Source organism: Pseudomonas sp. B21-021, from assembly GCF_024749205.1.
Lineage (GTDB): Bacteria > Pseudomonadota > Gammaproteobacteria > Pseudomonadales > Pseudomonadaceae > Aquipseudomonas > Aquipseudomonas paraglycinae.
The window spans coordinates 70605-93611 of sequence record NZ_CP087192.1 but is presented as its reverse complement, the minus strand read 5'-3'; the positions used below and the strand labels follow the sequence as shown (position 1 = coordinate 93611).

Here is a 23007-nt window from a genome sequence, read left to right as displayed (position 1 = left end):
GAGCGATGACCATGAAGACTCTCGTTATCGCGACCCTGGCCCTGCTCGGCAGCACTGCCGTTCATGGCGCCGAAGTTGATCAATCCTTGATCAAACAAGGCGAATACCTCGCCCGTGCCGGCGACTGCGTGGCCTGCCACACGGCCAAGGACGGCAAGCCGTTCGCCGGTGGCCTGCCGATGGAAACCCCGATCGGCACGATCTACTCGACCAACATCACCCCGGATAAAACCGGCGTCGGTGACTACAGTTTCGAGGATTTCGACCAGGCCGTGCGCCATGGCGTGGCCAAAAACGGCAGTACCTTGTACCCGGCGATGCCGTACCCGTCCTACGCCCGCGTCAGCGAAACCGACATGCAGGCGCTTTACGCCTACTTCATGCACGGCGTGGAACCGGTGGCGCAGGAGAACAAGGCCAGCGACATCCCTTGGCCATTGAGCATGCGCTGGCCGCTGATGGGCTGGCGCTGGCTGTTCGCGCCGAAGGTCGAGGACTACAAACCGGCGTCGGACGATGCCGTCGTCAGCCGTGGGGCGTATCTGGTGGAAGGCCTCGGACATTGCGGCGCCTGCCATACGCCACGGGCCCTGACCATGCAGGAAAAATCCCTGAGCGCGGCCGAAGGCAGCAGTTTTCTGTCAGGCAGTGCGCCGCTGGAAGGCTGGATCGCCAAGAGCCTGCGCGGCGACCATAAGGACGGTCTCGGCAGCTGGAGCGAAGAGCAACTGGTGCAGTTTCTCAAGACCGGTCGCAGCGACCGCAGTGCGGTGTTCGGCGGCATGAGCGACGTGGTCACCCACAGCATGCAGTACATGACCGACGCCGACCTGACCGCGATTGCCCGTTACCTGAAATCGCTGCCGGCCAATGATCCTGCCGACCAGCCGCACCAGTACGATGAGAAAGCCGCCAAGGCCTTGTGGAACGGTGACGACAGTCAGCGCGGCGCCTCGGTGTACATCGACAACTGCGCGGCGTGCCACCGCACCGACGGCCACGGCTACACCCGAGTGTTCCCGGCGCTGGCAGGTAATCCGGTGCTGCAATCGGACGACCCGACCTCGCTGATCCACATCGTGCTCAAGGGCGGCACCCTGCCTGCAACGCACACGGCGCCGTCCACCTTCACCATGCCGGGCTTCGCCTGGCGTCTGTCGGATCAGGAAGTGGCAGATGTCGTGAGCTTTATTCGTGGAAGTTGGGGTAACAAGGCATCCCCTGTCACCGCGAAAGATGTTTCCAAGTTACGTACCGACGATATGACTACAACATCAGCCGGCGATCTTGGACAAGTAACCAGCCACAACTAAGCGCCATAACCCCTGCATGATTAATCATGCAGGGTTATTGATTCAATCGCTGTTACGGATTGGTAATACTGGCATAGGCTTTGGCCAGGGCAACCAGTTTGGCTCGATCCTGCTCACCGATTTCACCGTCACGATCCACATCGTGCTCCAGACGGCCGATGCTGAAGGTATGGCCGCCATCCCGGGAAGTCGCGGTGACAAAAATCGGATCAACCAGCATTTCGGTCTGCACGCCCGCCTCGGCATCCCAGCCCAGTTCCTTGCGCGCCAGTTGCATGGAAACCAGTGTATTGGGCTCCGATGGGCCGGGCTGCATCAGTTGCAGAAAAATACCGCGCGAATTAAAAAACGACATCATCAAATCCTTTTGTCTTTTATATGATCAAGTGTTGTGAAGCGGAGTGGATATTACGAACCTGAACAGTAAACGAACAGCCAACTTATGTTTCTTCAATTTGCACAACTGCAACTTTATCTCTAAACAAACTTACAACTAACCGCGCGATTTATTGATGGACGGCTGAACGGTAGTGGAACATCCGCCACCTTGCGGATACTGTATGAATGTACAGATAAAGGAAATCCGTGATGACCAGCCCCTTGCCCCCGCGCGGTCGCGGCACCGCGACCAACCCGCACAACCGCTTCGCGCCGAGTCGTTCGGTGGCGGAGGATGACGGCTGGTTTCAGGAAGTGCCTTTGACCCAGGGCACCGAAGTCAGCTTCGAGACCGCGAAGACCATCATCACCCGCAACACTTCACCGGACCTGCCGTTCGACCGTTCGATCAATCCCTATCGCGGCTGCGAGCATGGCTGCATTTATTGCTACGCACGGCCCAGCCACGCCTATTGGGACATGTCGCCGGGGCTGGATTTCGAAACCAAACTGATCGCCAAAACCAATGCCGCGCAGGTGCTGGAAGAACAGCTGGGGAAAAAAGGCTATCAATGCGCTCCGATCAACCTCGGCTCCAATACCGATCCCTATCAGCCGATCGAACGCGAACACCGGATCACCCGCCAGACCCTCGAAGTGCTGCTGCGCTACCGGCATCCGGTGACCATTGTCACCAAGGGCTCGCTGATCCTGCGCGACCTCGACCTGCTCACCGAACTGGCGCAGCAACGGCTGGTGGCGGTGATGATCAGCCTGACCACCCTGGACGACGAACTCAAACGCATCCTCGAACCCCGCGCCGCCGCGCCCAAGGCCCGGTTGCGGGCGATTCGGGTGATGCGCGAGGCGGGGATTCCGGTCGGTGTGCTGTGTTCGCCGATGATCCCGATGATCAACGACAGCGAGATCGAAAGCCTGCTGACCGAAGCCCACGCCGCCGGCGCCCAGAGCGCGGCCTACATGATGCTGCGCCTGCCGCTGGAAGTGGCGCCGCTGTTCGAGGAATGGCTTGAAGCGCACTACCCGCAGCGCGCGGCGCATGTGCTGAGCCTGATCCGCCAGAGCCGTGGCGGCGAGCTCTACGACAGCCGTTTCGGTGCCCGGATGCGCGGCGAGGGGCCATTTGCCGACCTGCTCGCCCAACGCTTCGCCAAAGCGCTGAAGCGCCTGGGGCTCAATCACCGCGAAGGCTTCAATCTCGATTGCACGGCCTTCTGTCCGCCGGGTCGCCAGATGGCGCTGATTTAGGGACAATTGGCCTATGGTTGAGAGGAAGGAATGCTTGGCCCGGTTTACGCCGGTCACGTTTTTTGTGACCTGGAACACACGTTCTAGAGCGCTTGATTCAGTTTGAGTTAAGTTTCGGCGGTTACCTTGTTCATCGAGTGACTGACGGGTCGGGATGACCCGGATGTTCTAAACAGCCACTGGCTTCACACCGGAATACACGGGAACGACTCCCCGAATCCGCCAATGAGGATGAATCATGAGTGACAAGGATAAACAGCCGTTGGCTGCGTCGGCGCAAGCCGCCCCTGTGGCGGAATCCGCCGATGCAGCGTTGAAGCATATCGTTGACGGCTTTTTGCATTTTCATCATGAGGTCTTTCCGCAGCAGGAAGAACTCTTCAAGAAACTCGCCACGGCCCAGTCGCCACGGGCCATGTTCATCACCTGCGCCGACTCGCGCATCGTGCCCGAACTGATCACCCAGAGCTCCCCCGGCGATCTGTTCGTGACCCGTAACGTCGGCAACGTGGTGCCACCCTATGGCCAGATGAACGGTGGCGTTTCCACCGCCATCGAATACGCGGTTCTGGCCCTTGGCGTGCAGCACATCATCATCTGCGGCCACTCCGATTGCGGCGCCATGCGTGCGGTGCTCAACCCGGACAGCCTGGAAAAAATGCCGACGGTCAAAGCCTGGCTACGCCACGCCGAAGTCGCGAAAACCATGGTGCAGGACAACTGCAACTGCGCCAACGAAAAAGAAAGCATGCCGATCCTCACCGAGGAGAACGTCATCGCCCAACTGCAGCACTTGCGTACCCATCCTTCGGTAGCCTCGCGCATGGCGAACGGTCATCTGTTCATCCATGGCTGGGTCTACAACATCGAAACCAGCGAAATCAAAGCTTACGACGCGGATCAGGGTTGCTTCCTGCCGCTCGACGGCAGCCATCCGATCCCGGTGGCGACGCCCAAAGCGCGCTTCTAAATCCTCCTAAAAATCTGTGTGGTTTGACGCCGGCCGCTGTTTCAGCGGCCAGGCCTCGCCACGCCTGAAGAAAACTTCGGGAGTATCGCCATGCGTGCGGCTCAATTGAAAGCTGTGTTGCCACGGGAGCTGCTCGCTTCAGTGGTTGTGTTTCTGGTCGCCCTGCCGCTGTGCATGGGCATTGCCATTGCGTCAGGGCTGCCGCCGGCCAAAGGCCTGATCACCGGGATTATCGGCGGTCTGGTGGTGGGCTGGCTGGCGGGTTCGCCGTTACAGGTCAGCGGGCCGGCGGCGGGTCTGGCGGTGCTGGTGTTCGAGCTGGTGCGCCAGCACGGCATCGAAATGCTCGGACCGATCCTGCTGCTCGCCGGTTTCCTGCAACTGGTGGCCGGACGGCTGAAGCTCGGTTGTTGGTTCCGGGTCACGGCGCCAGCAGTGGTATACGGCATGCTGGCGGGGATCGGCGTGCTGATCGTGCTGTCACAGGTGCATGTGATGCTGGATGCCGCGCCGAAGCCCTCCGGCCTCGACAACCTCACGGCATTCCCCGGCGCGGTGGCGCAGGCGTTGCCGTCCGTTGGCTGGCAGGCCGGGTTGCTCGGGCTCGCAACCATCGCCGTGATGTGGCTGTGGGAGAAATTCCGCCCGCATTCGCTGCGCTTCATTCCGGGCGCGCTGCTCGGGGTCGGACTGGCAACCGGCGCCAGCCTGTTGTTGGCGCTGCAAGTGAAACGGGTTGAAGTGCCAGAGAATCTGGCCGAAGCCATCGACTGGCTGAAACCGGCGGATCTGCTCAGCCTGGCCGACCCGACGCTGCTGATCGCCGCGTTCGCTGTGGCCTTCATCGCCAGCGCCGAAACCCTGCTGTCCGCCGCCGCGGTGGATCGCATGCACAGCGGCCCGCGTTCGGACTTCGACCGTGAGCTGTCGGCGCAAGGCGTCGGCAACATGCTCTGCGGTCTGGTCGGCGCGCTGCCGATGACCGGGGTGATCGTGCGCAGTTCGGCCAACGTCCAGGCCGGTGCCACCACACGCTACTCGACGATTTTCCATGGCCTGTGGCTGCTGGCGTTCGTGCTGTTGCTGTCGAGCGTGTTGCAGAGCATTCCGGTGGCGAGTCTGGCGGGCGTTCTGGTCTACACCGGTTTCAAACTGGTGGATCTCAAGGCGTTCCGTGGTCTGGGGCGTTATGGCCGGATGCCGATGTTCACCTACGCCGCCACGGCGCTGGCGATCATCTTCACCGACCTGCTGACTGGTGTGCTGATCGGTTTCGGCCTGACCCTGGTGAAGCTGGCGTTCAAGGCTTCACGCCTGAAAATCAGCCTGATCGATCTGCCGCAGGACGGGGAAATGGAGTTGCGTCTGGTGGGCGCGGCAACGTTCCTCAAAGTGCCGGCACTGACGCAGGTGCTGGGCAGCATTCCGCCGGGCACCACGGTGCATGTGCCGCTCAACAATCTGAGCTACATCGACCATTCGTGTCTGGAACTGCTCGAAGAGTGGGGCCGGGCGAATGCGGCCAAGGGGGCGAAACTGTTGATCGAGTCGCGCGGGTTGAAACGGCGGCTCGAAGGGCGGATCCGCACCACCACCGGGATCGGAGCGGCGGGCTGAAAACACTTGGGGGAACAGAGCAATCTGTTCCCCCAATCGTTTGCGCCGAGATCAAGCCGCAGGCTGATCCAGCTCCAGGCCCACGCCCAAACGGCGGCTCATGCACGGCCAGCGTTTCCACGCCGCACCGGTGTCCGGGCTGCTGAGTTTCTCGCGGTAGGCTTCCACCGACTCCAGCGCAAAGCTGTCGTCGTCGAGCATGCTGTCCACCGCGTGATGCACCACTTCGTCGAGTTGGTTGGCAAATTCCTCACCGATCAACTGGTGAGCAATCAGATTGGCGACCGTCATGTCCAAGGGGATCAGTGGCTGGCCGAAATGCTTGATGTACAGGTCGTTGACCTCTTCGACAAAACGGTGCGCCAGATAGGCCTCGTCCAGCAGACTGTCCAGGCCCACGGGCGGCTGGATAAAGTATTGCTCGGCGATTTTCAGCACCGGTTTGATCTGCGACTCGATTCCCGCTTCCCTGGCGACTTCATTGGCTGCATCCAGCAGGTCTGGCACTTCGTCGATGTAGGCGGCGACAAATCGCGTCAGCACGCCGTTGGCGTCGGTTTCCGGCAACTGGATGGCCGGGTGCAGGTGTTGCAGTTGGGCTTCCAGCTGACGGGTCAGCTTTCCGGTTTCAATCTCGTGTTGTCGGGCTATGTGGATCTGCTCGCGCAATGCGGCGGTGTTCATGAAAACTCCAGGAAACAAGGCAATGAAATAGGGAAGACATAACTTAGCTGGCTTACGAAAAATGCTAAGACGCATTTGTCATAATTATTTCATCCTTGATGCAACGGCGTTATATCGGTTTGCCACCACTCGTCTGCATCCATCTCCATTCGTGCCCTGGAACGCAAGTGCCAGCTGTTTCATTCGATTTACGTCCGCACATTGCATTTTTCAGCCGCTGTCTATACTCGCCAGTGAATGGAGTTAGCTGATGACGCCCGACTGCACCCGCAGCAAGGCCCGGCGATTCAAGTTCGTAGTCTGATGCAGCCGATCCCTTGCCGCAGGCGAAAGCCGGCGGGATAACAAGAACGATAAGGGGAACCCGCAATGATGCGACATCCACACGTCTGGATGGGCCTCCTGTTGTGGTCGATTTTCAGCCCGGCGCACGCTGCCTGGACTGTGAATATGGCGCCTGGAGCGACTGAAATCAGTCACGCAGTATTCGACCTGCACATGACCATTTTCTGGATCTGTGTGGTGATCGGGATCATCGTCTTCGGCGCCATGTTCTGGTCGATGATGGTGCACCGCCGTTCTACCGGGCAGGTCGCCGCAAAATTCCACGAAAGCACCACCGTCGAAATTCTCTGGACCGTCGTCCCGCTGCTGATCCTGGTGGCGATGGCCGTTCCGGCGACCGCGACCCTGATCAAGATGTACGACACCAGTGAGCCGGATATCGATATCCAGATCACCGGTTATCAGTGGAAGTGGCACTACAAATACCTGGGCCAGGACGTCGAGTTCTTCAGCAACCTGGCCACGCCCGCCGAGCAGATCCACAACAAGGAAGCCAAGGGCGAGCATTACCTGCTCGAGGTCGACAAGCCGCTGGTGCTGCCGACCGGGGCCAAGGTGCGCTTCCTCGTGACCTCCGCCGACGTCATCCACTCCTGGTGGGTGCCGGCCTTCGCGGTCAAGCGCGATGCGATTCCCGGGTTCGTCAACGAAGCCTGGACCCGCATCGACAAGCCCGGCCTCTACCGTGGCCAGTGCGCCGAACTGTGCGGCAAGGACCACGGCTTCATGCCGATCGTGGTCGACGTCAAGGAGAAGGCCGACTACGAAAAATGGCTCGCCGAGCGCAAGGCCGAAGCGTTGCAGCTCAAGGAGCTGACCAGCAAGGAATGGACCCTCGACGAACTCAAGGAGCGTGGCGACAAGATCTACCACACCACCTGCGTCGCCTGTCACCAGGCTGAAGGCCAGGGCCTGCCGCCTATGTTCCCGGCCCTCAAGGGCTCGAAAATCGCCACCGGCCCGAAAGACGCGCATCTGAGCATTGTCTTCCACGGCAAGCCCGGCACCGCCATGGCGGCGTTCGGCAAGCAGCTGTCGGAAGTCGATATCGCAGCGGTCGTGACCTACGAACGTAACGCCTGGGGCAACAACAAGGGCGACATGGTCACGCCAAAAGAAGTGCTGGAGCTGAAACAGGCGGAAAGCAAATGAGCCGGTCTATTGCGTACTTCGTGAACCGGTCGGGGCCCTGCGTCCCGGCCTGCCCAGTCCACTCACTTGAAGGAGACCGGCCATGAGCGCTGTCATCGATGACCACGGTCATGCCGACCACGCCCACGGCCCCGCCAAAGGCCTGATGCGCTGGGTGCTGACCACCAACCACAAGGACATCGGCACGCTGTACCTGTGGTTTGCGTTCTGCATGTTCCTGCTCGGCGGCTCGTTCGCCATGGTGATCCGCGCCGAGCTGTTCCAGCCCGGCCTGCAGATCGTCCAGCCGGAATTCTTCAACCAGATGACCACCATGCACGGTCTGGTGATGGTGTTCGGTGCGGTGATGCCGGCGTTCGTCGGCCTCGCCAACTGGATGATCCCGTTGATGGTCGGCGCGCCGGACATGGCCCTGCCGCGGATGAACAACTTCAGCTTCTGGCTGCTGCCGGCGGCGTTCCTGCTGCTGGTCTCGACCCTGTTCACCGCCGGTGGCGGGCCGAATTTCGGCTGGACGTTCTACGCGCCGCTGTCCACCACCTATGCGCCGGAAAGCGTGACGTTCTTCATCTTCGCCATCCACCTGATGGGGATCAGTTCGATCATGGGCGCGATCAACGTGATCGCCACCATCCTCAACCTGCGCGCCCCCGGCATGACCCTGATGAAAATGCCGCTGTTCGTCTGGACCTGGCTGATCACCGCGTTCCTGCTGATCGCGGTGATGCCGGTGCTGGCCGGGTGCGTGACGATGATGCTGATGGACATCCACTTCGGCACCAGCTTCTTCAGTGCCGCCGGCGGCGGTGACCCGGTACTGTTCCAGCATGTGTTCTGGTTCTTCGGCCACCCCGAGGTGTACATCATGATCCTGCCGGCCTTCGGCGCCGTCAGCCAGATCATCCCGGCCTTCTCGCGCAAGCCGCTGTTCGGCTACACCTCGATGGTCTACGCCACGGCGAGCATCGCGTTCCTGTCGTTCATCGTCTGGGCGCACCACATGTTCGTGGTGGGCATCCCGCTGGTGGGCGAGTTGTTCTTCATGTACGCGACGATGCTGATCGCGGTGCCGACCGGGGTGAAGGTGTTCAACTGGGCCAGCACCATGTGGCAAGGCTCGATGACCTTCGAGACGCCGATGCTGTTTGCCGTGGCGTTCGTGATCCTGTTCTCGATCGGCGGTTTCTCCGGGCTGATGCTGGCTATCGCCCCGGCGGACTTCCAGTACCAGGACACCTACTTCGTGGTCGCGCACTTCCACTACGTGCTGGTGCCGGGGGCGATCTTCGGGATCTTCGCGTCGGCCTATTACTGGCTGCCGAAATGGACCGGCCACATGTACGACGAAACCCTGGGCAAGCTGCACTTCTGGCTGTCCTTCGTCGGCATGAACCTGACGTTCTTCCCGATGCACTTCGTGGGTCTGGCAGGCATGCCCCGGCGGATTCCGGACTACAACCTGCAGTTCGCCGACTTCAACATGGTCTCGTCGATCGGCGCATTCATGTTCGGTGCCACGCAGATCTTCTTCCTGTTCATCGTGATCAAGACCATCCGTGGCGGCGAACCGGCTCCGGCCAAACCGTGGGATGGCGCCGAAGGTCTGGAATGGAGCGTGCCGTCACCGGCGCCGTATCACACCTTCACCACGCCGCCGGAAGTGAAATGAACCCCGTAGCCGTTGAGGACCGCCACCATGGCTGACTCGATTTCGATGAAGAAGCTGGTCACCCGACTGCTCGGCGTGGTGGTGGCGATGTTCGTCTTCGGTTTTGCCCTGGTGCCGATCTACGACGTGATGTGCAAGGCGTTCGGCATCAACGGCAAGACCGCCGGGCAGTACGAGGGCGAGCAGACCGTCGATGCCACCCGGCAGGTGCGGGTGCAGTTTCTGTCGACCAACACCGCCGACATGCCGTGGGACTTCTACCCCAAGCATGACGAACTGACGGCCAACCCCGGCGCGGTGAACGAGATGATCTTCATCGCGCGCAATCCCACCGACAAACCGATGAGCGCTCAAGCCGTACCGAGCATCGCGCCGAGCAATGCAGCGGCGTATTTCCACAAGACCGAATGCTTTTGCTTTACCCAGCAGGTGCTGCAGCCCGGTCAGCAGATCGAGATGCCGGTGCGTTTCATCGTTGACCGCGACATGCCCAAGGACGTGAAGCACCTGACGCTGTCCTACACGCTGTTCGATATCACCGCCCGACATCCTCCGGTGGCTGCAAACACTGGCGGTTAAGCGTGCCCGATAAGGAGAACAATAAATGGCAACTCATGAGCACTATTACGTCCCGGCCCAGAGCAAGTGGCCGATCGTCGCCACGGTGGGGATGTTCGTCACCGTGTACGGTCTGGCGACCTGGTTCAACGATCTGAAGGCTGCGCGTCCGGAATCCCACGGCCCGTTGATCTTTTTCGTCGGCGGCCTGTTGCTGGCGTACATGCTGTTCGGCTGGTTCGGCACGGTGATCAAGGAAAGCCGCGCGGGGTTGTACAGCCCGCAGCTGGACCGCTCGTTCCGCTGGGGCATGAGCTGGTTCATCTTCTCCGAGGTGATGTTCTTCGTCGCCTTCTTCGGCGCGTTGTTCTATGTACGGCACATTTCCGGCCCGGCACTGGGCGGCGAAGGCACCAAAGGCATCGCCCACATGCTCTGGCCGAATTTCCAGTTCACCTGGCCGCTGCTGCACACGCCGGATCCGAAACTGTTCCCGCCGCCCAAGGAAGTCATCAGCCCCTGGGGCCTGCCGCTGATCAACACCATCCTGCTGGTGAGTTCCAGCGTGACCATCACCATCGCCCACCACGCGCTGAAGAAAGGTCATCGCGGCGCGCTGAAACTGTGGCTGGCGATCACCGTGCTGCTGGGTTGCGCGTTCCTCGGTTTCCAGGCCGAAGAATACATCCACGCCTACCACGAACTGGGGCTGACCCTCGGCTCGGGCATCTACGGCGCGACGTTCTTCATGCTCACCGGTTTCCACGGCGCCCACGTGACGATCGGCACGATCATTCTGTTCGTGATGTTGATGCGCATCATGAAAGGCCATTTCGACAACGAACATCAGTTCGGATTTGAAGCGGCGAGCTGGTATTGGCACTTCGTCGATGTGGTGTGGATCGGCCTGTTTATCTTCGTTTACGTGCTCTGAGGATCAGCTCACCAAGGCGCGTGCGACACCAGTTGGCCGCTGTAGAAACCCCAGGCAATCAAGCCGACGGTGACAGCGGCCAACGCCACCCGAACACTCAAGGCGATCACCAGCCGATTCGAGCTGCTGTCGTCCTTGACCAGGAAAAACAGGCCGCTGAACAGGCTGACCACCGTGGCAATCAGCATCAGGACGATGGCTGCTTTGAGCATGGGAAGAACTCCGGGGGAACAAGCGATGCAGTTGAGTATAGCGATCGCACTCACTGATTTTCTGGCGCGGCCATGAAGCGCTTCCGGCCGGGCGTGGTGCCGACACTGGTAGTCGGCCTGCTGCTGCCGTTGCTGATTTCGCTGGGCTTCTGGCAACTGGGCCGGGGCGCGGAGAAAACCGCCCTGCTCGCCAGCTACGCCGAACGCCGCGCCGCCGAACCGATGGCCAGCACCGAGTTGCTGCACAGCGCCGATCCGGCGTTTCGCCGGGTGCATCTGCACGGCCAGTTCGACGCCGCCCACAGCCTGTTGCTGGACAACCGTCAGCGCAACGGCAAGGTCGGCGTCGAATTGCTGCAACCGTTTCAGGATCAACGCAGCGGCCAGTGGCTGCTGGTCAATCGCGGCTGGCTGCCGTGGCCGGACCGGCGCACAGCCCCGCAATTCAACACACCGACCGACGCCGTGAACATCGATGCCTGGGTGTACGTCGCCCCCGGCGCCACCTTCCAGCTGCATGCCGATCCGGTCAGCAGCCGCTGGCCGCAAACCGTCACCGCCGTCGAACCCGCGAAATTGTGGAAAACCCTCGAACGCGACGGCTTCGCCTACGAATTACGCGCCGAACCCGGCCCCGCCAGCTATCAGGCCGACTGGCCGGTGGTTGCCATGGGCCCGGAAAAACACCTCGGATACGCCGTGCAGTGGTTCGCCATGGCCACCGCCCTGCTCGGTCTTTACCTCTATCTCGGCTGGCACAACGCAAAGGAGAAACACCATGGGAGCGGCCATGAATCCACCCAGCATGTCTGAAGCAAAAGCCCCGGCCAGTCGCCGCCGCGGACGCATCCAGCTGCTGTTGATCGTGCTCGGCGTGGTCGGTCCGATGATCCTCGCCACCGGCATGTACAAGTTGCAGTTCTGGGTACCGGAAGGTCGCAGTTATCACGGTGAACTGATCGGCAACGGCCAGACCCGCGCCGACCTCGGCATTCAGGCTGACGAAACGCGCTGGCAGATGCTGGTCACCGCGCCGAAGGATTGCGCGGTGGACTGCCAGCAACTGGTGTACCTGGCGCGGCAGATCCAGATCGGCCTCGGCCGCGAAGCCGGGCGCGCCAGCCACGCCCTGGCCGCTGCACAACCGTTGGCTGCCGACTACGAAGCCAAGCTGACCCGCGAATATCCGCAGCTGCAACGCTACCCGCTGGACGCAGCCACCTTCAGCAAGGCCACAGGCGACAAGGCCACACCGCAGCTGTGGATCATCGATCCCCACGGCAACCTCGTGCTGCGCTACGACCCGAGCGTGAAAGGCAAGGATCTGCTCAACGACCTGCGCCACCTGCTGAAACTGTCGAACATCGGATAAGGGCATCGTCATGACCAAACCTGGATTTCGCCTCGCGCTGTTTGCCACCCTGCTGGCACTGATCGTGGTGCTGCTCGGCGCCTACACCCGCCTGACCCACGCCGGCCTCGGCTGTCCGGACTGGCCGGGCTGCTACGGGTTCATCAGCGTGCCGAAAAGCGAAGCCCAACTGGCCCATGCCGAACTGCATTACCCCGACTCGCCAGTGGAGGCGCACAAAGGCTGGAACGAGATGATCCACCGCTACTTCGCCGGCACCCTCGGCATGCTGATTTCGGTACTGGCCGGGCGCGCGTGGGTGAACCGTCGTCATCCCGGGCAACCGCTGAAACTGCCGCTGTTTCTGCTGGCGGTGGTATTCGCCCAGGCGGCGTTCGGCATGTGGACGGTGACGCTCAAGCTCTGGCCGCAAGTGGTAACCGGGCATTTGCTCGGTGGCTTCGCGACCTTGAGCCTGCTGTTTCTGCTGACCTTGCGACTGTCCGGTGTACTGCCGGCGCTGACCGTGCCCAAGCGTCTGCAATATTGGGCGACTGCCGGGTTGCTGCTGGTGATCGGCCAGATTGCTCTCGGCGGCTGGGTCAGTTCCAACTATGCGGCAGTGGCCTGCATCGACTTCCCGACCTGCCACGGCCAATGGCTGCCGCCGGCGGATTTCGCCAACGGCTTTCACCTGACTCAACACATCGGCCCCAACTACCTCGGCGGGCAACTCGACAGCGATGCACGCACGGCGATTCACCTGACCCACCGCATCGGCGCGTTGCTGGTGACGGTCGTCCTGCTCGGTCTGGCCTGGCAACTGAAAGTGGTCGGCATGACGCGACTGGCCGGGCTGGTGCTGATCGCCCTCGCCGCGCAGATCACCCTCGGCATCAGCAACGTGCTGTTCCATCTGCCGCTGCCGGTGGCCGTGGCGCATAACGCTGGCGGCGCAGCGCTGCTGCTGACGATGGTGCTGGTCAACTATCACGCGCGGACCAGCCTGGTTCGGGTCAAGCAGCCGATGATCGCGCGCTGGCGCCTGAGCCCGCGCAAACACTCGGCGGCGCCCATCACTATTAAAGGAGAGACGCCATGGCGGTTCTGATCGGCGAACGTCACGGACAGGCAATCTGGCGTGATTACCTGGAACTGACCAAACCGAAAGTCGTAGTGCTGATGCTCATCACCTCGCTGGTCGGCATGTTCCTCGCGACCCGCGCCGGGGTGCCGTGGACGGTGCTGGTGTTCGGCAACCTGGGGATCGCGCTGTGTGCCGGCGGCGCGGCGGCGGTCAATCACGTGGTGGACCGGCGCATCGACGCGGTCATGGCCCGCACCCACAAACGGCCATTGGCCGAGGGCCGGGTTTCGCCCACAGGCGCACTGACCTTTGCGCTGGTGCTGGCACTGCTCGGCCAGGCCTCGTTGCTGACTTTCACCAATTCGCTGACTGCCTGGCTGACCCTGGCCTCGCTGCTCGGCTACGCGGTGATCTACACCGGTTTCCTCAAACGCGCGACGCCGCAGAACATCGTCATCGGCGGCCTTGCCGGCGCTGCCCCGCCGCTGCTCGGCTGGACCGCCGTCACCGGCCACGTCAGCGCCGAACCGTTGCTGCTGGTGCTGATCATCTTCGCCTGGACCCCACCGCACTTCTGGGCGCTGGCCATCCATCGCAAAGAGGAATACGCCAAGGCCGACATTCCGATGCTGCCGGTCACCCACGGCGAGCACTACACCAAGGTGCACATTCTGCTGTACACCTTCGCCCTGCTGGCGGTCAGCCTGTTGCCATACGTAATCCACATGAGCGGCCTGCTGTACCTGATCTGCGCGCTCGGTCTGGGTGCCAGGTTTCTGCAATGGGCCGTGGTGCTGTACCGTGGCACTCGGCCGCACGCGGCGATCAACACCTTCAAGTACTCTATCTGGTACTTGTTTCTGCTGTTCATCGCCCTGCTCGTAGACCACTACCTACTGTTGAACCTATGACTCGAACCCAGAAAACCGTCTTCATCCTCGTCGCCGTGATCGCGCTGATCCTCGGCCTGACCGTCAACAAAGTGCTGAGCGGCAAGGGCCAGGGCGACCCGACCGCGCTGATCGACGCCGGCATCATCCTGCTGCCGCAGAGCCGCAACCTGCCGGACGTGACGATGACCGATCAGGACGGCCAACCGGTCACGGTCAACGAGCTCAAGGGCAAGTGGAGCCTGCTGTTCTTCGGCTACACCTTCTGCCCGGACATCTGCCCGACCACCCTCGCCCAGCTGCGCCAGATCAAGAGTGAGCTGCCGAAGGATGCTGTGGATAAATTGCAGATCGTGCTGGTCAGCGTAGACCCGAACCGCGACAACCCTGCGCAGTTGAAGCAGTACTTGGGCTACTTCGATCCACAGTTCATCGGCCTGACGCCGAAGTCGATCGACGAGCTGCAGAAGGTGGCGAACGCGGTGAGCATTCCGTTCATTCCGGCGGACACCAGCAAGCCGAATTACACGGTGGATCACAGTGGGAACCTGGCGGTGATCGGGCCTGATGGTACGCAGCGCGGGTTTATTCGGGCGCCGTTGAATAATGCCAAGCTGGTTGCGCAGTTGCCGGTGATGTTGAACCGCAAGTAAAAACTGAACGCACAAAAAAGGGGACGCCACTGGCGTCCCCTTTTCGTTTTGATCGTTCCCACGCTCTGCGTGGGCACGATCAAATCAGAACGCCGGCAACACCGCGCCTTTGTACTTCTCGGTAATGAATTTCTTCACTTCCGGGCTGTGCAGCGCAGCGGCCAGTTTCTTCATGGCGTCGCTGTCCTTGTTGTCCGCGCGGGACACCAGGATGTTCACGTAAGGCGAGTCGCTGCCTTCGATGACCAGCGCATCCTTGGACGGATCGAGCTTGGCTTCCAGCGCGTAGTTGGTGTTGATCAGCGCCAGGTCGACCTGGGTCAGCACGCGCGGGATGGTCGCGGCTTCCAGTTCACGGATCTTCAGGTCTTTCGGGTTCTGGGCGATGTCCTTGACGGTCGACAGGATGTTGGTCGGATCCTTCAGGGTGATCACGCCAGCCTTGGCCAGCAGCAACAGCGCACGGCCGCCGTTGGTGGCGTCGTTCGGGATTACCACGTTGGCGCCGCTTGGCAGCTCTTCGATTTTCTTGAACTTGCTGGAGTAGGCGCCCAGCGGTTCCAGGTGCACGCCGGTCACGGAAACCAGGCTGGTGCCCTTGGCCTTGTTGAACTCATCGAGGTACGGCTGGTGCTGGAAGAAGTTGGCGTCCAGACGCTTCTCGGCCACCTGGACGTTCGGCTGTACGTAGTCGGTGAAGACCTTGACCTTCAGATCCACGCCTTCTTTGGCCAGCACAGGCTTCACGAACTCGAGGATTTCCGCGTGCGGCACCGGAGTGGCAGCAACGGTCAGGGTTTCGTCGGCGTGGGCCGAGAACGCTGCAACGGCAGCCAGGGCAACGATCAGTTTTTTCATTCAGCTAACTCCTTTTTACGGCGCCCGTCTGGCGCCTGCCAGCGAATGGCCGGCTCATGTCATTACAAAACCGGTTATTTGCGCGAGAAGTGCACGACCAGTCGGTCGCCTACCATTTGCAGCACTTGCACCAGAATCAGCAGCAACACCACGGTCACGATCATCACGTCGGTCTGGAACCGCTGATAGCCGAAACGGATCGCCAGGTCACCCAAGCCACCGGCACCGACCACACCGGCCATCGCCGTGTAGGAAACCAGTGTAATCGCCGTCACCGTAATCGCTGCGAAGATGCCCGGACGAGCTTCCGGCAGCAAGGCGTTCATGATGATCTGGCGGGTGGTCGCGCCCATCGACTGAGTCGCTTCGATGATGCCGCGATCGACTTCACGCAGGGCGGTTTCCACCAGCCGCGCGAAGAACGGGGTCGCACCCACTACCAGTGGCGGAATCGCACCGGCCACGCCCAGCGAGGTGCCGGTGATCAACACGGTGAACGGGATCATCACGATCAACAGAATGATGAACGGCAGCGAACGCAGGATGTTCACCACCAGCGACAGCAAGGCGTACACGCCTTTGGCTTCGAGCAACTGACGCGGGCTGCACAGGAACAGCAACACGCCCAGCGGCAGGCCGAGCAGCACGGTGAACAGCAGCGAACCGCCGAGCATCATCATGGTGTCGCCGGTGGCGAGCCAGATTTCGTACCAGTCGATATTGGTGAAGAAACTCATCAGGTCTTCCATTAGCGCAACACCTCCATGTGAACGTCAGCGGCGGTGAAGCGGGCGAAGGCCGCCTCCATGTCGCCACCGGTGACGGCGAGGGTCAATTGCCCGTAAGGAATGTCTTTGATGCGGTCGATGCGACCGGCCAGGATGCTGTAGTCCACACCGGTTTCCCGGGCGACGGTACCGAGCAACGGCGCGTAGGTCGCTTCGCCCTGGAAGGTCAGACGCACGATGCGGCCCGGCACGTGAGCGAAGTCATCGCGCTGCTCGCTTTCGTCGATCTGCTCGCTTTCCTGAACAAAACGCTTGGTGGTCGGGTGCTTCGGATGCAGGAACACATCGGCCACCGAACCTTGCTCGACGATCACACCGGCGTCCATCACGCCGACCTGATCGCACACGCGGCGGATCACATCCATCTCGTGGGTGATCAGGACGATGGTCAGCTTCAGCTCGCGGTTGATTTCGGCCAGCAGTTGCAGGACCGACGCCGTGGTCTGCGGGTCGAGGGCGCTGGTGGCTTCGTCGCACAACAGGATTTTCGGCTTGGTCGCCAGAGCGCGGGCGATGCCGACGCGCTGCTTCTGACCGCCGGACAGCTGTGCCGGGTACTTTTTGGCGTGATCGGACAGACCGACCCGCGCCAGCAACTCGGCCACACGCTGGTCGATCTCGGCGCGGGACAGTTCACCGGCCAGGGTCAGCGGCAGCGCGACGTTGTCGGCCACGGTCTTGGACGCCAGCAGGTTGAAGTGCTGGAAGATCATCCCGACCTGCTGACGGAAACGGCGCAGGCCGTTGGCGTCCAGCGCGGTGACTTCTTCGCCGTCGACGATGATCTTGCCGCCACTGGATTGCTCCAGGCGATTGATCAGACGCAGCAGGGTACTTTTTCCCGCACCGGAATGGCCAATCAGGCCGAACACCTGACCGTTCTCGATGGAGAAGCTGGTCGGGTGCAGCGCGGTGATGTCCTTACCGGCGACGCGGTAAGTCTTATGGACGTTTTGAAACTCGATCACGTAGCGAACCTTGTGGGGCGCGTTGGAAAAGGATCAGCGGTTAGCCGGGCGCGCATTTTAGCCTGTCCGTATAGAGGTTATTAGCATTTATTCCGCATTCAACCTTTCATTTGGCAATAACGCGATCAAAGGTCATAAAAAAGGAACGGCCAAAACCCTCATCAGTCACTAAGTAAGCGACTTGAAACTCCGGGCGCCGTGCCCGGGAACCACTCAAGAGCCTCGGCAACACCGAGGTCAAACGAGGAGTTTACGTCTGATGAGCAGCAAAAAACCTGTCCCTTCCAAAAGTGAGTTGGCCGGAACCGACACTCCGGATCGCGCCAACACCAACGCCAAACTCGACAGCCTGGAAAAATTTCGCTCCGACGCCACCGGCCAGGCCCTGCGCACCAATCAGGGCGTGAAGGTCGCGGACAACCAGAACACCCTCAAGGCCGGCGCTCGCGGGCCGTCGCTGCTGGAAGACTTCATCATGCGTGAAAAGATCACGCACTTTGACCATGAGCGGATTCCCGAGCGTATCGTCCACGCTCGCGGCACCGGCGCTCATGGTTTCTTTCAGAGCTACGAGAACCATTCGACGCTGACCAAGGCCGGTTTCCTGCAGGATCCGGGGAAGAAAACCCCGGTGTTCGTACGTTTTTCCACGGTTCAGGGGCCGCGTGGTTCCGGCGATACGGTGCGTGACGTGCGTGGTTTTGCCGTGAAGTTCTTCACCGACGAAGGCAACTTCGATCTGGTCGGCAACAACATGCCGGTATTTTTCATACAGGACGCGATCAAGTTTCCCGACTTCGTCCACGCCGTAAAACCCGAGCCGCACAACGAGATCCCCACCGGCGGCTCGGCCCACGACACCTTCTGGGACTTCGTGTCGCTGGTGCCGGAATCGGCGCACATGGTCATCTGGGCCATGTCCGACCGGGCCATCCCGAAAAGCCTGCGCAGCATGCAGGGCTTTGGCGTGCACACTTTCCGGCTGATCAACGCCGAGGGCAAATCGCGCTTCGTCAAATTCCACTGGCGCCCCACCGCCGGCACCTGTTCGCTGGTGTGGGACGAAGCGCAGAAGCTTGCGGGTAAAGACACCGACTACCATCGGCGCGATCTCTGGGAAGCCATCGAGATGGGTGATTACCCGGAATGGGAACTCGGCGTACAGGTCATCGAGGAGGAAAACGAGCACGACTTCGATTTTGACATCCTCGACCCGACCAAACTGATTCCCGAGGAAATCGTCCCGATCACGCCGCTGGGCAAGATGACCCTCAACCGCAATCCGGACAATTTCTTCGCCGAGACCGAGCAGGTCGCGTTCTGCCCCGGCCATATCGTGCCTGGGATCGACTTCTCCAATGACCCGCTGCTGCAAGGTCGGCTGTTTTCCTACACCGACACGCAGATCAGCCGACTCGGCGGGCCGAACTTCCATGAGCTGCCGATCAATCGCCCGGTCGCACCGTTCCACAACGGCCAGCGCGACGCCCAGCACCGCACGGTGATCGACAAGGGCCGCGCGTCATACGAGCCGAACTCCATCGATGGCGGCTGGCCGAAAGAAACCCCACCGGCGGCGCAGGACGGCGGGTTCGAGAGCTATCCGGAGCGTATCGACGCCAACAAGATCCGTCAGCGCAGCGAATCGTTCAGCGACCACTTTTCCCAGGCGCGGCTGTTCTTCAAGAGCATGAGCAAGCACGAGCAGGAACACATCATCTCGGCCTACAGCTTCGAACTGGGCAAGGTTGAGCGCGAGCACATTCGGGCACGGGAAGTGAACGAGATCCTGGCCAACATCGATCTGGAACTGGCCAAACGCGTGGCGCAGAACCTTGGCTTGCCGGCACCGGCCAAAGGTACGGTCGACGTACCGAAAACATCACTGGATCACTCGCCATCGCTGAGTCAGGCAAATCTGCTGCCGGAGAACATCAAGACGCGAAAAGTCGCAATCCTTGCGGCCAACGGCGTCGATGGTGCGGCCATCGATGCGATGAAGAAGGCGCTGGCGGCGGAAGGTGCGCACGCCAAATTGCTGGGCCCGACCTCGGCGCCGGTGAAGACCGCCGATGGCAAAAGCCTGGCGGTGGATGCGTCCATGGAGGGTTTGCCATCGGTAGCGTTCGACGCGGTGTTCGTGCCGGGTGGCGCGGCGTCGGTCAAGGCGTTGAGCGGTGACGGAGTGGCGTTGCATTACCTGCTGGAGGCGTACAAACACTTGAAGGCGATTGCACTGCATGGCGAGGCCAGGCAGTTGCTGGATGTGCTGAAGCTGGAGGCGGATGCGGGGTTGATCGAGGGCAAGGATATGAAGGCGCTGACCCAGCCGTTCTTTGCGGCGATCGGGCAGCATCGGGTCTGGGATAGGGAAGCCAAGGCCAAGGCGATTCCGGCCTGATAGTTTTGTAATGCCTGAAATAGTCATCGCGAGCAGGCTCGCTCCCACAGGAATCATGTTGTACCTGTGGGAGCGAGCCTGCTCGCGATTTCTTATGGCTTGCGAGGACTCAAGACTACTTGAGCAGGAACGCTGCGCAGAATCTGCTTTTTGATTTGCAGATCGAAATCCGGATCGAGCTTCTTCACGCGCTTGGTGATCAACGTCGCCAGCCACGGGTAATCATTGGTGCGCGGGGCCTGGATGCTCACCGCACAGTCGTAACTCACCACATCGGCGGCGATCGCATCCAGTTGGCGGCGAAGTTTGCGACTATCGGTGATGTTCAGCGCGACCGTGGTGCTCTCGGCGGTCGGATCGATCACCTTGGCTTTCGGCTTGGCTTCAGCGGCTTGCAGCGCTGCTTCGGCTTTCTCCAATTCGGCCTTGCGCGCTTCGGTAATCGCGCCATTGACGCCACCGGTCAGCGCCGGGGCCTTGGGCATCAGCACGCGGGCACGGGCCAGCGCGGTTGCGGCCGCATTCACATCGCCCTTCTGCAGGACGATCTGGCTGCGACGCAGATAGGCTTCGGCCAACTGACGCTGGTATTGCTCAAGGGATTGATCGTTGGGTGTTTCGGCCTGCAAGGCTGCCAGTTGGTCTTCGGCAGTGGCCAGTTCGCTGCTGGCCAGGCTTTGCTCCAGCTGTGCGATGGCCGTGGCCCGCGCATCGGGGACTTCGGCCACCGGCGGCGTGCTTTGGCAGGCGCCCAGCAGCACTGAAAAGGCCACAAGGAGCAGATAACGGGAGGCGAACGGCTTCATTCCTGCGACTCTCTATTTGCGCAAAAAACGAGCAAGTCTACACCCCTCGACGGGGCAGAACAAAACTCAGCAGAAACAGTGCGGCCGCCGTCACAACGATTGACGGGCCGGCCGGGGTGTCCTTGAACCAGGACAGCGCCAGCCCGCCACACACGGCGAGCATGCCCAGCACGCTCGCGCCCAGTGCCATCTGCTCCGGTGAACGGGCGTGACGTTGTGCCGCAGCCGCCGGGATGATCAACAGCGAAGTAATCAGCAACACACCGACGATTTTCATCGCCACGGCGATCACCACTGCGATCAGCAGCATCAGCGCCATGCGCAAACCTGCCACCGGCAGGCCTTCGACCCTGGCCAGTTCTTCGTGCACGGTGATCGCCAGCAGCGGCCGCCACAAGGTCACCAGCAACACCAGCACCGCTGCGCTGCCGCCGAGGATCCACGCCAGATCAGTCGGGCTGATCGCCAGCAGGTCGCCGAACAGGTAGGCCATCAGGTCGATCCGCACTTCATGCATGAAGCTTAGTACCACCAGCCCGAGAGAGAGCGTGCTCGGCGCAAGAATACCCAACAGCGTGTCGGACGCCAGCGGCTGACGCTGTTGCAGGGTCACCAGCAACACCGCCAACAGCAGGCAGCCGACGGTGACCGCGACGGTCGGGCTGACATCCAGCAGAAAACCCAGCGCCACGCCGAGCAGTGCGGCGTGGGACAGCGTGTCGCCAAAATAGGCCATGCGCCGCCAGACAACGAACGAGCCCAGCGGCCCCGCGACCACCGCCAGCGCCAGACCTGCAAGCAGGGCGTAGAACAGAAAATCAGCCATGCTTGCAGCTATCTCCGTGAACGTGAGGTTGGCCTGTCACAGGCCCCTTGACCACCGAACCGTGCAGGTCGTGGGCGTGGTCATGATGGTGGTGATAGATCGCCAGGCTCGGCGCATTGTTGCCGAACAGCTCGACGAAGGCCGGATCGCCACTGACCTGCTCGGGATGCCCGGAGCAGCAGACGTGACGGTTGAGGCACACCACCTGATCGGTAGTGCTCATCACCAAATGCAGATCGTGGGACACCATCAGCACGCCGCAGCCGTGACGGTCACGCAGACGGGTGATCAGGCTGTACAGCTCGGCTTGCCCGGCGACATCGACGCCTTGCACCGGCTCGTCGAGCACCAGCAGTTCCGGCTCGCGAAGCAGCGCCCGGGCCAGCAGCACACGCTGCATTTCACCGCCGGAAACGCTTTGCACCGGGCTGTCGATGACGTGCTCGGCGCCGACTTCCTTGAGTGCCGCCAGCGCACGCGGGCGATCGACGCCCGGCACCAGGCGCAGGAAGCGCAGCACCGACAACGGCAAGGTCGGATCGACGTGAAGTTTTTGCGGCATGTAGCCGACGCGCAGTTTCGGCTTGCGCCAGACGCTGCCGCTGTCGGGTTTCAACAGCCCGAGCACGGCGCGCACCAGCGTGGTCTTGCCGGCGCCGTTGGGGCCGATCAGGGTGACGATCTGCCCCGGTTCGACGCTCAGATGAATGTTGTCCAGCACGTTCTGCCCGGCAAACCGGACTGCCACCTGCTCCAGACGGATCAGCGCATCGCTCATCAAGCCCCCCGGCAACCGGAGCAGAGGCCGACCACTTCGACGGTCTGGGCCTCGACGATGAAGCCGACGTCCTTGGCGCTGTGGACGATGGCGTCGCTGATGGTTTTTTGCTCAAGTTCGATGGCGGCGTGGCATTCACGGCAGATCAGGAACTGGCCCTGGTGCGAATGTTTCGGGTGAACGCAGCCGACGAAGGCGTTCAGCGAGGAGATGCGGTGCACCAGACCGTTTTCCAGCAGGAAATCCAGCGCCCGGTACACGGTTGGCGGCGCGGCGCGGCGGCCATCCTGCTCGCTGAGCACCGCCAGAATGTCGTAGGCACCCAGCGGTTTGTGGCTCTGCCAGACCAGTTCCAGCACGCGCCGGCGCAACGCGGTCAGGCGCAGGCCTTTCTGTGCACACAGGGCATCGGCCTCGGACAGCGCGCTGTGAACGCAGTGCGAGTGGTCGTGGGGACGGCTGGCAATCGGTGTAATAGGCATGAGCGGCGACGAGTTTGG

24 protein-coding genes are annotated in these 23007 nt (G+C 61.5%); 14 read left to right on the top strand and 10 right to left on the bottom strand.

Annotated elements, in window-relative coordinates; translation table 11 throughout:
• Positions 1-11 precede the first annotated feature (11 nt).
• Positions 12-1313, top strand: a complete 1302-nt coding sequence (locus LOY31_RS00445) for a cytochrome c (RefSeq protein ID WP_221535697.1) — start codon at positions 12-14, stop codon at positions 1311-1313.
• 52 nt (positions 1314-1365) lie between these two features.
• Here the strand turns inward: LOY31_RS00445 and LOY31_RS00440 are convergent, their stop codons facing one another.
• A complete protein-coding gene (locus LOY31_RS00440; RefSeq protein WP_007953977.1) occupies positions 1366-1668 on the bottom strand; it encodes a hypothetical protein in 303 nt (100 codons plus the stop codon).
• Between the two features lie 233 nt (positions 1669-1901).
• On the opposite strand from LOY31_RS00440, the gene LOY31_RS00435 reads away from it, so the two are divergent.
• The 3 genes from LOY31_RS00435 (at position 1902) to LOY31_RS00425 (ending at position 5547) form a co-directional block, all read left to right on the top strand.
• A complete protein-coding gene (locus tag LOY31_RS00435; RefSeq protein WP_007953978.1) occupies positions 1902-2960 on the top strand; it encodes a PA0069 family radical SAM protein in 1059 nt (352 codons plus the stop codon).
• Positions 2961-3198: 238 nt separating this feature from the next.
• Positions 3199-3930 (top strand): carbonic anhydrase, encoded by a 732-nt coding sequence (locus LOY31_RS00430; RefSeq protein ID WP_007953979.1) that lies wholly within the window; start codon positions 3199-3201, stop codon positions 3928-3930.
• Between the two features lie 90 nt (positions 3931-4020).
• Positions 4021-5547 (top strand): SulP family inorganic anion transporter, encoded by a 1527-nt coding sequence (locus LOY31_RS00425; protein ID WP_221534964.1) that lies wholly within the window; start codon positions 4021-4023, stop codon positions 5545-5547.
• Positions 5548-5598: 51 nt separating this feature from the next.
• On the opposite strand, the gene LOY31_RS00420 is transcribed toward LOY31_RS00425, so the two are convergent.
• Positions 5599-6231 carry a hypothetical protein gene (locus LOY31_RS00420; RefSeq protein ID WP_007953981.1) on the bottom strand — a complete coding sequence of 211 codons (633 nt, stop codon included), beginning with the start codon at positions 6229-6231 and terminating at the stop codon, positions 5599-5601.
• Positions 6232-6600: 369 nt separating this feature from the next.
• Between LOY31_RS00420 and coxB the strand changes: the two genes are divergently transcribed.
• The 4 genes from coxB (at position 6601) to LOY31_RS00400 (ending at position 10889) form a co-directional block, all read left to right on the top strand.
• On the top strand, positions 6601-7728 hold the full coding sequence (gene coxB / locus LOY31_RS00415) for a cytochrome c oxidase subunit II (protein WP_085606416.1): 1128 nt from the start codon (positions 6601-6603) through the stop codon (positions 7726-7728).
• Positions 7729-7810: 82 nt separating this feature from the next.
• Positions 7811-9397: a cytochrome c oxidase subunit I gene (gene ctaD / locus LOY31_RS00410; RefSeq protein WP_258712699.1), complete on the top strand. Its 1587-nt coding sequence runs from the start codon at positions 7811-7813 to the stop codon at positions 9395-9397.
• 27 nt (positions 9398-9424) lie between these two features.
• Positions 9425-9976, top strand: coding sequence for a cytochrome c oxidase assembly protein (locus tag LOY31_RS00405; RefSeq protein ID WP_085606414.1), 552 nt, complete (start codon positions 9425-9427; stop codon positions 9974-9976).
• A gap of 25 nt (positions 9977-10001) precedes the next feature.
• Positions 10002-10889 carry a cytochrome c oxidase subunit 3 gene (locus tag LOY31_RS00400; RefSeq protein ID WP_007953985.1) on the top strand — a complete coding sequence of 296 codons (888 nt, stop codon included), beginning with the start codon at positions 10002-10004 and terminating at the stop codon, positions 10887-10889.
• Between the two features lie 8 nt (positions 10890-10897).
• Here LOY31_RS00400 and LOY31_RS00395 read toward each other — a convergent pair whose 3' ends face one another.
• Complete coding sequence (locus LOY31_RS00395; protein WP_007953986.1) at positions 10898-11101, bottom strand: twin transmembrane helix small protein; 204 nt, start codon at positions 11099-11101, stop codon at positions 10898-10900.
• Between the two features lie 72 nt (positions 11102-11173).
• Here LOY31_RS00395 and LOY31_RS00390 point away from each other — a divergent pair, with 72 nt between their 5' ends.
• Genes LOY31_RS00390 through LOY31_RS00370 form a run of 5 tightly spaced genes read left to right on the top strand, consistent with a single transcriptional unit; the run spans position 11174 to position 15082 of the window.
• On the top strand, positions 11174-11914 hold the full coding sequence (locus LOY31_RS00390; RefSeq protein ID WP_258712698.1) for an SURF1 family protein: 741 nt from the start codon (positions 11174-11176) through the stop codon (positions 11912-11914).
• Complete coding sequence (locus tag LOY31_RS00385) at positions 11880-12473, top strand: hypothetical protein (RefSeq protein WP_085606407.1); 594 nt, start codon at positions 11880-11882, stop codon at positions 12471-12473. Before LOY31_RS00390 ends, LOY31_RS00385 begins: the two co-directional genes overlap by 35 nt.
• Before the next feature lie 10 nt (positions 12474-12483).
• Entirely contained in the window at positions 12484-13563 is a 1080-nt protein-coding gene (locus tag LOY31_RS00380) for a heme A synthase (protein ID WP_258712697.1), read from the top strand.
• Complete coding sequence (cyoE, locus tag LOY31_RS00375) at positions 13551-14450, top strand: heme o synthase (protein WP_258712696.1); 900 nt, start codon at positions 13551-13553, stop codon at positions 14448-14450. Before LOY31_RS00380 ends, cyoE begins: the two co-directional genes overlap by 13 nt.
• Positions 14447-15082, top strand: a complete 636-nt coding sequence (locus LOY31_RS00370; protein WP_258712695.1) for an SCO family protein — start codon at positions 14447-14449, stop codon at positions 15080-15082. Before cyoE ends, LOY31_RS00370 begins: the two co-directional genes overlap by 4 nt.
• 84 nt (positions 15083-15166) lie before the next feature.
• On the opposite strand, the gene LOY31_RS00365 is transcribed toward LOY31_RS00370, so the two are convergent.
• The 3 genes from LOY31_RS00365 to LOY31_RS00355 form a co-directional block, all read right to left on the bottom strand.
• On the bottom strand, positions 15167-15940 hold the full coding sequence (locus tag LOY31_RS00365) for a MetQ/NlpA family ABC transporter substrate-binding protein (protein WP_007953996.1): 774 nt from the start codon (positions 15938-15940) through the stop codon (positions 15167-15169).
• Positions 15941-16014: 74 nt separating this feature from the next.
• Positions 16015-16689: a methionine ABC transporter permease gene (locus tag LOY31_RS00360; RefSeq protein ID WP_007953997.1), complete on the bottom strand. Its 675-nt coding sequence runs from the start codon at positions 16687-16689 to the stop codon at positions 16015-16017.
• Complete coding sequence (locus tag LOY31_RS00355) at positions 16689-17696, bottom strand: methionine ABC transporter ATP-binding protein (protein ID WP_007953999.1); 1008 nt, start codon at positions 17694-17696, stop codon at positions 16689-16691. The genes LOY31_RS00360 and LOY31_RS00355 overlap by 1 nt, the downstream gene beginning before the upstream one ends.
• Before the next feature lie 259 nt (positions 17697-17955).
• On the opposite strand from LOY31_RS00355, the gene katE reads away from it, so the two are divergent.
• The gene (gene katE, locus LOY31_RS00350) at positions 17956-20097 is read left to right on the top strand and encodes a catalase HPII (RefSeq protein ID WP_221534966.1); all 2142 of its coding nucleotides are present in this window, start codon (positions 17956-17958) and stop codon (positions 20095-20097) included.
• 92 nt (positions 20098-20189) lie between these two features.
• Here the strand turns inward: katE and LOY31_RS00345 are convergent, their stop codons facing one another.
• From LOY31_RS00345 to zur, 4 genes are read right to left on the bottom strand one after another with little or no spacing between them, the layout of a single operon-like run.
• A complete protein-coding gene (locus LOY31_RS00345) occupies positions 20190-20903 on the bottom strand; it encodes a PA5502 family lipoprotein (protein WP_221534967.1) in 714 nt (237 codons plus the stop codon).
• A 37-nt stretch (positions 20904-20940) separates the two neighbouring features.
• Complete coding sequence (gene znuB / locus LOY31_RS00340; protein WP_085647186.1) at positions 20941-21729, bottom strand: zinc ABC transporter permease subunit ZnuB; 789 nt, start codon at positions 21727-21729, stop codon at positions 20941-20943.
• Entirely contained in the window at positions 21722-22507 is a 786-nt protein-coding gene (gene znuC / locus LOY31_RS00335) for a zinc ABC transporter ATP-binding protein ZnuC (protein WP_064379570.1), read from the bottom strand. The genes znuB and znuC overlap by 8 nt, the downstream gene beginning before the upstream one ends.
• Complete coding sequence (zur, locus tag LOY31_RS00330; RefSeq protein ID WP_011331783.1) at positions 22507-22989, bottom strand: zinc uptake transcriptional repressor Zur; 483 nt, start codon at positions 22987-22989, stop codon at positions 22507-22509. The genes znuC and zur overlap by 1 nt, the downstream gene beginning before the upstream one ends.
• Between the last annotated feature and the right edge of the window lie 18 nt (positions 22990-23007).